The organism is Epilithonimonas mollis (assembly GCF_900142325.1).
GTDB classification, from domain to species: Bacteria; Bacteroidota; Bacteroidia; order Flavobacteriales; family Weeksellaceae; genus Epilithonimonas; species Epilithonimonas mollis.
Genome location: NZ_FRAM01000004.1, coordinates 266,603 through 277,737 on the forward strand (window position 1 = coordinate 266,603; position 11,135 = coordinate 277,737).

General features: G+C 34.7%; 14 protein-coding genes and 1 tRNA gene. 11 read left to right on the forward strand and 4 right to left on the reverse strand.

Annotation, left to right across the window (positions count from 1 at the left end):
* Positions 1-104: 104 nt before the first annotated feature.
* Positions 105-398 carry a hypothetical protein gene (locus BUA97_RS15460; protein ID WP_072999961.1) on the forward strand — a complete coding sequence of 98 codons (294 nt, stop codon included), beginning with the start codon at positions 105-107 and terminating at the stop codon, positions 396-398.
* A gap of 4 nt (positions 399-402) precedes the next feature.
* Here the strand turns inward: BUA97_RS15460 and BUA97_RS15465 are convergent, their stop codons facing one another.
* The 4 genes from BUA97_RS15465 to BUA97_RS15480 form a co-directional block, all read right to left on the reverse strand.
* The gene (locus BUA97_RS15465; protein ID WP_072999963.1) at positions 403-1,323 is read right to left on the reverse strand and encodes a ribonuclease Z; all 921 of its coding nucleotides are present in this window, start codon (positions 1,321-1,323) and stop codon (positions 403-405) included.
* A gap of 54 nt (positions 1,324-1,377) precedes the next feature.
* Positions 1,378-1,962 carry an RdgB/HAM1 family non-canonical purine NTP pyrophosphatase gene (rdgB, locus tag BUA97_RS15470; protein ID WP_072999966.1) on the reverse strand — a complete coding sequence of 195 codons (585 nt, stop codon included), beginning with the start codon at positions 1,960-1,962 and terminating at the stop codon, positions 1,378-1,380.
* Positions 1,963-2,129: 167 nt separating this feature from the next.
* Positions 2,130-2,945: a CPBP family intramembrane glutamic endopeptidase gene (locus tag BUA97_RS15475; protein ID WP_072999969.1), complete on the reverse strand. Its 816-nt coding sequence runs from the start codon at positions 2,943-2,945 to the stop codon at positions 2,130-2,132.
* Entirely contained in the window at positions 2,946-3,998 is a 1,053-nt protein-coding gene (locus BUA97_RS15480; RefSeq protein ID WP_072999971.1) for an ABC transporter substrate-binding protein, read from the reverse strand.
* 47 nt (positions 3,999-4,045) lie between these two features.
* Here BUA97_RS15480 and BUA97_RS15485 point away from each other — a divergent pair.
* From BUA97_RS15485 to BUA97_RS15530, 10 genes are all read left to right on the forward strand, one after another.
* A tRNA-Arg gene (locus tag BUA97_RS15485) sits at positions 4,046-4,119 on the forward strand.
* Positions 4,120-4,553: 434 nt separating this feature from the next.
* Entirely contained in the window at positions 4,554-5,993 is a 1,440-nt protein-coding gene (locus BUA97_RS15490; RefSeq protein WP_072999974.1) for a T9SS type A sorting domain-containing protein, read from the forward strand.
* 388 nt (positions 5,994-6,381) lie between these two features.
* Positions 6,382-7,134, forward strand: coding sequence for a LuxR C-terminal-related transcriptional regulator (locus BUA97_RS15495; RefSeq protein WP_072999976.1), 753 nt, complete (start codon positions 6,382-6,384; stop codon positions 7,132-7,134).
* Positions 7,135-7,337: 203 nt separating this feature from the next.
* A complete protein-coding gene (locus BUA97_RS15500; RefSeq protein ID WP_072999978.1) occupies positions 7,338-8,510 on the forward strand; it encodes an outer membrane protein assembly factor BamB family protein in 1,173 nt (390 codons plus the stop codon).
* A 13-nt stretch (positions 8,511-8,523) separates the two neighbouring features.
* Positions 8,524-9,192, forward strand: coding sequence for a tetratricopeptide repeat protein (locus BUA97_RS15505; RefSeq protein ID WP_072999980.1), 669 nt, complete (start codon positions 8,524-8,526; stop codon positions 9,190-9,192).
* Positions 9,193-9,314: 122 nt separating this feature from the next.
* Positions 9,315-9,722, forward strand: coding sequence for a hypothetical protein (locus tag BUA97_RS15510; RefSeq protein WP_072999982.1), 408 nt, complete (start codon positions 9,315-9,317; stop codon positions 9,720-9,722).
* A gap of 18 nt (positions 9,723-9,740) precedes the next feature.
* A complete protein-coding gene (locus BUA97_RS15515) occupies positions 9,741-10,241 on the forward strand; it encodes a hypothetical protein (RefSeq protein WP_072999984.1) in 501 nt (166 codons plus the stop codon).
* 22 nt (positions 10,242-10,263) lie between these two features.
* Positions 10,264-10,449 carry a hypothetical protein gene (locus BUA97_RS15520; protein WP_072999987.1) on the forward strand — a complete coding sequence of 62 codons (186 nt, stop codon included), beginning with the start codon at positions 10,264-10,266 and terminating at the stop codon, positions 10,447-10,449.
* A complete protein-coding gene (locus BUA97_RS15525; RefSeq protein WP_072999990.1) occupies positions 10,430-10,684 on the forward strand; it encodes a hypothetical protein in 255 nt (84 codons plus the stop codon). Before BUA97_RS15520 ends, BUA97_RS15525 begins: the two co-directional genes overlap by 20 nt.
* A gap of 22 nt (positions 10,685-10,706) precedes the next feature.
* A complete protein-coding gene (locus BUA97_RS15530) occupies positions 10,707-11,129 on the forward strand; it encodes a hypothetical protein (RefSeq protein WP_072999992.1) in 423 nt (140 codons plus the stop codon).
* The last annotated feature ends 6 nt before the right edge of the window (positions 11,130-11,135 follow it).

Below are 11,135 nucleotides of genomic sequence, written 5' to 3' on the forward strand. Positions count from 1 at the left end.
GAAAATGATATTTTTAGATTTAAGATTTATTTAAGGAATTTTAAATTGATCTAAAATCAAAGGATATCGAATGAACAAAATGAGATAATTGTTACTTTTGAAAAATGAAAAAAACAGCACCTCATATTCTCAATGCCTCTACCAATCTGTTGGGTTTTTGCCTGGTTATTATCACCTCTCTTAAAATAACCAAATTCAATCATTATTCTTATCTGGACGAATGTGCTGTCGGTGCAATTTTTTGCCTTACCATCAGCTGTACACTTTCATTTCTCGCAATCAAAACAGAAAAAGACAAACTATCGCTAAAAATGGAAAATATAGCTGACATTCTTTTTTTTGTTGCTTTGCTTTGCATTACTGTGGCAATTTGTATTGTAAGCATCGATGTAGTTTAAAAGACTAATTTCCAATTTTTACCATTTCCAGAGCCTTTGGCAAAAATGAATTTGGAAAAATCTGTCTCGCTTCATCGGTCATAACGCTAAGATCGCTGTAGCGATTTGAAAAATGCCCTAAAATCAATTTTCCCGCCTGTGCTTTTTTAGCAATTGTTGCAGCTTCCAACGCTGTGGAATGACCGGTGTAATCCGCCATTTCTTTCAGGTTATGGAGAAAAGTTGATTCGTGGTAAAGTACATCCACACCTTCTATAATAGGAATGATATCTTCTTTATACTTGGTATCACTGCAAAAAGCGTATGAAACAGAAGGTTTCGGATCTGTTGTCAGCAATTGATTCGCAATTGCTGTTCCGTTTTCCATTACAAAATCTTTCCCAAGACGAAGATTCTGAAAATCACAGATCTCAATTTCTTTATATTTTGAGATTTCCTTCATATTGAGATGACGTTCCTTTGGTTTTTCCCGGAAAAGATAACCATTACAGTAGATTCTGTGGTTCAAAGGAATGGTAAAGACTTCTACCCTTTTGTCCTCGTAGATTTTCACCGATTCTTTTCCTTCTAACTCATGATAAACGACCTCAAAACCTTTGTAAGTTTCTGTAATTTCAAAAATGGTTTCCAGCATCTTCCTGATACCTTTTGGCCCATAGATATGCAGAGGTGTCTTTCTTCCAAGAAGCCTGAAGGATGCCACCAACCCAGGCAATCCGAAACAATGATCACCATGAAGATGTGAGATAAAAATATGGTTGATTTTAGAAAACCGGACTTTTGCTTTTCTCATCTGTACTTGCGTTCCCTCGCCACAATCAATAAGAAAATGACGTTCTTCCATTTCCAGAAACTGGGACGTGGGCGAAGAATTAATTGTTGGAATCGCTGAATTAAATCCTAAAATCGTGAGATATGTACTCAATTTTTTTAAAGGGTATTGAAAATTACAAGGTAAATATACAAAAAGATAACAAAATCATACAACCACCCCCTTAGAATTCAAAAATTCCAGGAATTTTTTTAAAGCTTCACTTCTGTGGCTGATTCTATTTTTTTCTTCAGGTAACATCTCTGCGAATGTCTGATTATAGTCGTCCGGAATAAAAATCGGGTCGTATCCGAATCCGTCCTCTCCAAAAACTTCGTTTGTCAGGTTCCCGTAGACACGACCTTCGAAATAGTGCTCGCCATCGTTATCTTTGTAGCAAAGAACCGTGATAAAATAAGCTCTTCTGTTTGGCTCATCTTTAATCTCATCCAGAACTTTTTCGATATTCTTTTTGAAGTTGTGATTTCCTGCATAACGTGCGGAGAAAATACCTGGTTTTCCTCCTAATGCTTCTACAACCAAACCGCTGTCATCGCCAACGCTTGGTTTTCCGGTTTTATCAAAGCAATATTTTGCCTTTATGAATGCATTTTCCTCAAAAGTTTTTCCGTCTTCGATAATTTCTTCATTCAGGTCATAGTCGGAAAGGCTTGTTACGATGTAGTCGGTGCCGAGAATCTGCTGGATCTCTTCTTTCTTATGAAGATTATGCGTGGCTATGAGGATTTCCATATTTCAGTTAAATTATTATTTTTATTACTGGTGGTTGTATTCCGTTTTACAAATTTATAATTATTCCCAATCTGCAGCCCGACCTGAGTGGAGCTCTTTTTGTAAGCCAGGAAAAAAGCACAGGCACAAAAAAGCGGGAACGGAGGGCGGATAAAGCTGCCATAAAATTAATCTATATAAACAATATTTTTCCGGATCGCGAAAAAATAAAAAGGGATCGCAAAAATGACCAATCCGATTATCAATAATATTTCGCTCCTGATCTTGAACAAATCGGAAAAAGTTTCCGAATCCGAATACAACATCAACATTGCAGAAACAAGGTTATTGAAGGCGTGCAGCAAAACCGGCATCAGCAATGATTTGGTTTTGTAATACACCAAACCTAATACCAAACCAAGCAGGAATGCACCTGCGAACTGCCAGGGATTAAAATGGACTACTCCAAAAATAAAAGCCGATAAGACAATGGCTGTAACTGGTCTGGTGCCGTTATTCAGTAGTCCTTTCATCAGAATGCCACGAAAAAGTATCTCCTCCAATATGGGCGCAAGGACAACCGTCATGATAATCAGCGCAAATGGATCTTTCATAAGCTTTGAAAACTCGTCCATATACATTTTGTAAAGCGGACCAAGCAAATCGCCTGTTGTCGGGATCAATTGGGTGATATAATCTGCCACCAGCATCATCCCAAACATCATCGGGAATATCAGAAGATAGATTCTGAAAGGTTTTGCAGAAAAGTCGAAACTGAGCTTTTTACCTTCTTTTCTTGCTATCAGAAAATCGAAAAACAACACAGGCGTAATAAACGTAATGACATAGGCCAAAGCCTGATACCAGCCTGTTTCCCGAATATCTTTTGCTAACAATGCAGATAAACCCTGTCCGGTTGCATAAGCTACTGAAGCACCAACAAAAAGCCCTATAACCAATAAAATACCGGCGAAAAAATCGACTTTGTAATTTTGTTCTTTCATCTACTTAAGTTCTTTCATATAAATTAGAGGTTCTGAGCTGAAAATTTTATCTTCCGGATGAAAAATTTTAAAATAATCTCTCAACACCAAATCGCACCTTACAACGCCGGATTCGAAATAATCATTGGCATTGTCTTTTTCGCGATTGTTTATCATATATAATTTTCCTGAATTGAAGGCCTTCATTTTTTTGTAATTTGGATTCAGCGTCAAAAGCTCTTTTTTGCTGCGATGCGGACTGATGTTGATCCAGTAACTTACATTTTCTGCCTTTATAAAGACCTCTTCAAAACTTAACGGAACCGAAACCAATTCCTTATTTTCCTTCAGGATATAGTTACCACCTGCATCATTGATTAATCTTGAGACAAATGAATTCCCGCCAGGCAAAAACCATTGGCTTCCGTACATTTCATTGCAAAGGACATTTGGCCTATTATTATTTCCTGAAGCTAATTTTTTGATTTTGAAATAGTTTTTCTCAATAGTTTCAAATGCATTTTCAGACTTTTTTTCTGCTCCAAATAGCTTACCAAACAACAGCAGATATTTTGATTTTTCCAATGGATCCTGCTCCATAAATTCATCCAGGAAAATTATTTCGATCCCGCTATGCTTTAAAATCTCATAAGTATTTGCGAAATTAGGAACATAATTGGTAAAAATCACTTCCGGCTTGGCAGAGAGTATTTTTTCGATATCATATTTCTGTTCGTTTCCAATGTTAAGGATTTTGTTTTCATTGATCAAATGATGGATTTTTTCAGAAAAAATATATTCCGGACTGGAAACACCTGTGATTTTATTTTCTAAATCTAGTTCAGAAAAATATCCGATAAGACTTGAGTTAAGCAACATTGCTTTTTTAAAAGGTAATTTTTCTTTTGAAATAACATTTTTAAATTTTCCTGAATTAATTGTAATATCAGCCTCATTAATTGTATAACTAACTCTTTCAGAAATAGTTATTTTTTCCGTATTAATTTGAGATGCTTCTTTTTTACAGGAAATTGTAAATAAGAATAAAATGAAGAGTAAAAAAAAGCGTTTCATCTTCCAAAGAACGTAAAAAAGTACTATATTTGCAAACCTTTAAAAACGGCCTCGTGGCGCAACTGAATAGCGCATCTGATTACGGCTCAGAAGGTTACAGGTTTGAATCCTGTCGAGGTCACAAAACCGACATTTGAAGATTTTTCACTTCTTTGTCGGTTTTTTTTATCTCCTAAATCGTTGTTATACTGGCAGATACATTGAGCATCAATATCATTTTATATTTTTGAAACTTTCCGTCAAATTCGATTTTTAGGGGAAATATAGTTCTTCTTGTTATCACAACATCAAAATTTCAGTAACACAACAGGAAACTGTAGCGGAGTTTTTTTATTTATTATGTATCATTGTCACATTTTTTGGACATCCTGAAAGGTTATTATTATTATTATTATTATTATTATTATTATTATTATTGAATTCTATCGGCTATTTTCGTCCGATCTCAGTTTAATTAAATATCAATAAATAGATTCACAATACTGTAACGTTATCTATTTTCATATATTTACAAATAATTACGTTTCTATATTATTATAAACCAACATCCTACGTATGAGAAATTTTTTAATTTTAATTATATTCTTTAGTTTAGTAATATTTACTGGCAGAGCTAAGGGTCAGACAGATGGAGCTCGTGACCCTTCTTTTGTAATAGGTACAGGATTCGTTAATTCTGTTCTAGCAACTGCCATACAATCGGACGGTAAAATTCTTGTAGGAGGTTCGTTTACATTCTATAATGGTACACCTCAAAACCGGCTCGTACGATTGAATACGGACGGAAGCATTGATACATCATTTAAAACGGGAACAGGATTTAATGCAGATGGGGATGCTTATGTTAAAGCTATCATTATACAGGCGGATGGAAAAATCCTTGTAGGAGGGTCATTTACCACATATAACGGAACGGTACAAAACCGCATTGCTCGTCTAAATACTGATGGAAGTATAGATACATCATTTAATTCCGGTTCAGGTTTTGGCAGTCCTGGCGGCGGTTTCATTTTCATTAATACCATAGCCGTGCAGCCTGACGGTAAAATTTTAGCAGGTGGTCGATTTAATATCTATAATGGAAAACCCCAAAGCCATATTACCCGCCTGAATGCGGACGGAAGTTTGGATACCTCTGCGGATTGGAGATGTAGTCAGGACGTTGATACGATCGTGATTCAATCGGATGGTAAAATTTTGGTAGGAGGCTCATTTACGTACACTGGTTACTTTTATAATCAAAAGCATATTGTCCGACTGCATCCGAATGGAACGCTTGATGAATCTTTTAAAATTGGTACAGGTTTTTATGTCAGTGGTGTTGCAAGAATAGAGTCCATAGCAATACAACCGGATGGTAAGATTCTGGTCGGTGGATATTTTACAACATACAGGGATTTACCACAAAATCATATAGCACGTCTCAATAATGACGGAACCTTGGATAATTCCTTTATGATAGGCACAGGTTTTAATTTTCCTGTGAATACAATCCGAATATTAGGTGATGGTAAAATACTGATTGGAGGCGGTTTTTCTACATATAATGAAACAACGCAAAATCGTCTTGTACGGCTCCATACAAATGGTAATTTGGATACAACCTTTGATATCGGAACTGGCTTCAGCGGTATTTTAGGTAATATTAGATCAATTTCGATCCAAGCAGATGGCAAATATATCATAGGTGGGTATTTTACTTCTTTTAATAACAGTCCCCAAAACCGAATTATACGTATGAGTGCAAAAGCATTGTCTGTTACGGATCAGAGAAAAAAAGAACTGAATCTTTATCCAAACCCGGTTGATGAAACACTTAATTTTTCAGAAGAAGTTAGTGATATTAAGATAATTGAACTCTCAGGAAGAATGGTAGCTCAAATTTTAGGTGTACGAAAATCAGCGAATTTACCAAAACTACCAAAAGGTGTCTATCTTGTAAAAGCCACCTACATATCTGGAGAAATTGTAACGTATAGAATTGTCAAAAAATAAAGTAATATTATACTTTGTGTAAAATTATTCTTGTAAAATTCTTAAATTAATTGTTGATCAAATACAAATATGTGGTTACTTACTCTGAAATATTCAACAAGGCATTTAGATGCATTTAGGTTAAATGACTACTTATTTGTAATTAAAACCCAACTTTCGAATACATGGAAAACAGTCAAAGGTTGACAGAACAAAGCTTTAATTTTTTTTGCATTGAAATACAATTCGTTATTAGTCCATCTTTTTGACTCAGCCAATCTTACTTTCTCAAGACAAATTCTAAGTTGATTGTTATCCAAGGTTTTAATAATACAGACTTAATCACACAAATTAAAAAACATATTATAGCATATAATTGTCTAATTTTATATTTACGAACAAAATTAATATGGAACAGGATATACAGCTACTTCATGAGGTTTGGAGTTCTAACAGGGCAGTTAAAGATACACGTAAAAAACAGATAACCTTTGAAAGCCTTGCCAATTCTATTATCAGTACAGGTCCTTTTTCATTTTATGTCATAGACTTTTTTGATATGTCGCTTTCTCAAATCAGTCCGTCTCTCTATGAGATGCACGATTTCGATCCGGAGACGATCACATTCAATGATATTTTAGGTGCAATTCATCCGGATGACATTGACTTCGTAATAAAAGCCGAGGCGTTTTTGACACGTTTTTTTTCGGAGGAGATTGGCAGGGAAAAATTGCTGTCCTACAAAATAAGCTATTGCCACCGTGCCAAATTCAAAAACGGAGAATATGCCCTTGTCAATCATCAGGCAATTATGCTGACCATGGATGGTAATGGCTACGGAAAATCTCTTAACATCCATACCCGGATAGATCATCTCAGCAATCAGAATACTTATAAAATCTCCCTGATTGGCCTGAACGGCGAGTGCTCTTATATGAATATCAGTCTTGAAGATGAAGGCAAGGACAAAGTTGAGTTTTCCAAACGGGAGATCGATATCATCAGGGCTATTGCCGAGGGTAAAAGCAATGAGATGATCAGCAAAGAACTTTTCATCAGCCCGCTTACGGTAAAAAAACACCGAAGCAATATTATGGAAAAATCACAGTGCAGTAATACGGCACAACTAATTAAAAACTGTATTCAGCAGGGATTGCTATAGATTTGTATTGAGATTCATTGGAATGAGAAACTTTCAGATAAGTTGATATTACAACTTATCTAATGACCCGGTAATTTTTTAATGAAAATAATAAAAAAATACTCCTTTTGGAGTATTTTTTTTATTTCGGAAAGAAATTAGATTTGTCGCAACAATACAATAACTATGAAATCCAACTTCTTTTTTAAATAATATTATAGTAAATGAACTCCAGATTGACCCTGTTCTGTTTTCTTTTCCAAGCAGGTTGTGTTTTTTCCCAAACGCAGCTATACAGATCTGAGCAGGCCGGTCATAGTGAGACAGAGAAGAACGTTTATAATTCAATAACACTGGTGGGCAACGCAGTCATTGTCAACACTTCAAACTACAGACTGAAAGCTTTAAATAAAGACAATTATCAGGAGCTTTGGGATATTGATGTTGGGACAGCCTCCAATACATCTCCCTACTTCTACAATGATTCTTTTTTCCATGCGACAAAAAAGGGAGAGCGGAACAGTATGGCGCTGTATGATCTTAAAACCGGTAAAATGATAAAAGAGCTGCCATTTGAAAGTATTTGGTCAAAGCCACATTTTTTAGGGAGTACGATGTACTTCATGGGAGCTATGGATGGAAGCAGGCTGCTGGCTTATGATATTGATAATAATGAAACCGTATGGGAAAGACAGATAGGTTTGGAAGGCGCGACGGTTTTTCTTAAAGATAAAATCATAGCAGAGGTAGATGAAAAGCAGTGGACAGAAATGGATTATAAAGGCAAACAGCTCACAAAGAAAACCAAAGAATTTGTCATCATTGACACAACAAAGTACAATATCAGCAATTATGAGTTTCCAACACACGACGGCAAAAAGATCACAGGAAAATTTTTGAGCAGAAAGAAAATCAGCAACTGGGATTTTACAAAAGAAGTTACGGAAAAACATACGGTATTGTTGGGCGACAGGCGTCTTCTGATTTTAGGCGACAGGCGTAGGGTCATTTTAAATCTCGACCTGGAAACAATAATCTCCCCGGATTTGGAAGATAATTATGCAGTAAGCAAGATGGTGAAGATGGATGATGAAACCATTTGGCTTGCCTGTGAAAACCACCTTGTCCATTATGATTTTAAAAAGAAAAAGCTCCTGCGTAATGTTAATTTAACCCATTGGCAACCTTATCAATTAGTTTTAGATGGCAGAGATATCTGGCTGATCTCAAAGAATGACGGACAACTGTACCACCTGGATTTTGAACCCGATGAAGCTGTTGCGGAAAAAACAGCGAGAGAAAAAGCAATACAGAAACAGCTGCGATGCGACCCGCCAAATCCTGAAAAAATAAAAGCAGCGAAAGACGCGGAAGAAAGACTGAAAAATAATAATTAAAAATTTTACAATTATGAGAAAATTAATTATGATTTGCTTAGTGATGGTACTCGGAGTTTTTGCAAATGCGCAGCAATTAAGTGCTTACTATGATGCTGAATTACTTACTAAAATAAGCGAGAGTGGATATGAAGAAAATAGAGAACTTCTACACACGATGGCTGATTCAGGAAAAGTAGATGCTATGGTAATGCTTGGCTTGTGGTATAGCCAGAGACCGAATAGACCTAGCTATTTCTATAAAAGAAGTATTTATAGTACTACACACGGTTATATGAGAGGTGGTAGTAACCAGGAATTAGCCATAAAATATTTTACCGCTGCTGCAGAAAAAGGAAGCCCTAATGCAATGTATTATCTGGGATTAATCTATCTTGATGGTAAAATTTCTGAAATATATTATCCTCTAAAATTTAAAATAGAAAAAAATGATAAACTAGCTTTTGAATGGTTTTCAAAAAGTATTATCCCTGAATATAAAGAATCGCTCTATCAAGCACACCATATAACAAATAGCTTTTATGAAGGTTCTACATTTACCTATAATTCCTATTTTGTGTTAGCTAATATGTATGAAAAAGGAAAAGGTGTGTCGAAAGATGCTGCAAAAGCAGCAGAACTGAGAAGATTAGGTGAAGAAAGATATCAATATATACGTCAAATCCGAGGGTTTATAGAATAATTTTTAAAACAATCAATACAAATCATACTAACAAAAAAATAAATATTATAAAAATATATAACATTCTACTATTGCCGATTTGGGGTTTGATATTATCACTAAACTTTAAAATTATTTTAAATATGAAAAACCTGATCACACTTATTATTTTATTCTCAGGTCTGGGATTAGCAACCGCACAAACTGAAGCCGAAACCATTGCGTGGATAAAAGAAAAAATAGAAAAATATCCGGTAGATTATGACAAAAACGTTGTAAAGTCAATAAACGCCTGTGAAATAACAGTCGAAAACTATATGGATAATAAAGTGTCAACTTGGATTATGCCAACAGACATAACTGGCTGGATTGCATTTGGCCCCTCTTTTAAGGGAAATGTAGTTAAACATATTAATCATTTGGGAAAAGTTAAATATGTGGACTTTATTTCTCTCTTAGATGAGAAGCGTGAAGCGGATTTGGCTTCGCGAATGATGAAAGCGATCTTACATCTAAATACTTTTTGCCCACAGAAAAAAGAAGTATTTTAACTTTTAAAATAGATATTCATGAAAAACCTACTCACGATTTTTGTTTTATTTCTGGGATTGGGATTGGTGAATGCTCAAGAAAAAAAGCCAACAAAAGAAGAAACAATCAATTTTATTGAGCGGATATTAAATACTTCACATAATATGAATGGACCAGTCAGCGAATTTAAAATTAATGATAATACATTATTGTATAGGGTTTTTGATGATTCGTTTCTAGATCAGAAAGTAGAATACTATGGAATATATTTTGAAAAAATAAATAGTGTGACTATAGATCCTATTAACTATAGTAATAATAATACCCGCATTAAAATAAATTTTGATTATAATGGTATTAGGAAATCTGTGAAAACGAAATGGTTTATAGAAGGTCTCGAAGATGCCAATCATAGTGAGGATAATTTGAACATTATTTCATTAGCAGTACCAAAGATCAAAGCTGAAAGTATTATAAAAGCTTTTGAAAGATTGAAAGAAATCGCAAAAGAAGAAAATAAAGATCCTTTTGCAGAATAGATAATCAGAAAAATTAAAATTTATGAAAAACCTATTTACACTTTTCGTCTTATTCATGCCATTGGGAATGATGAACGCACAGACTTCGGAAGAAATATTGGATTGGCTTAAAACCAAAATAACCGAGCGTCCCTATTCCAAAACAAATGAATCAAAAAATGAGTTCCTCCACAAAATAGATTTTACGCTTGAGGGAAAAACCATCTGATTCCTATTCAGATAAAGGAGAATCTTTTCTTTACAGATGGGAAAACATCAAAGATGTTAGAAAGCTTGAATTATATACAAGAATTGAAATCGCAGGTGAGGAAAAATTCCCAAATAACAAATTTGTATTCAGTTTCCAGATTGTAAATGATGAGTTAAGAGAAAAATCCATAAAGGCATTAAAACATATGGCAACATCTCAAGGAGCTAAACTGGTAAAGGACGACTTATTTTAAAATAATTAAATAAATTTTTATTATGAAAACAACAAAAATAATTAATCTTATGATCTTTATGATCGTATTATTACCAGGATTCTTCTCTTTAATAAAAGCTCAGGATAAATATGCCTTTGCAACTTGGTCCAATGCAGGTGTTTCTTCTAACGATGATGCTTTTTATCTGGTAGTTTCAGATCCGGTAAAAAACTGGTATAATATGAGTGAAGATCAACGCAAAGAATGGGAAACAAGTTTTAGAATATCCGCAAACAGGCAGATAGGAAAAGACATTATGGGAAATTATAAAATACCGGTGCCTGATGGCGGGAGTTATGAAAAATTCAACTCACTGTCAGCATGCAAAGAGAGGATACAGCAAGTAGCAGACAAATTTAAAAAAGATTATTCTCGGTATGACAAACCTGCCAAAGTTATTTATGTAAACCTCTATGAATATTAAATTTAG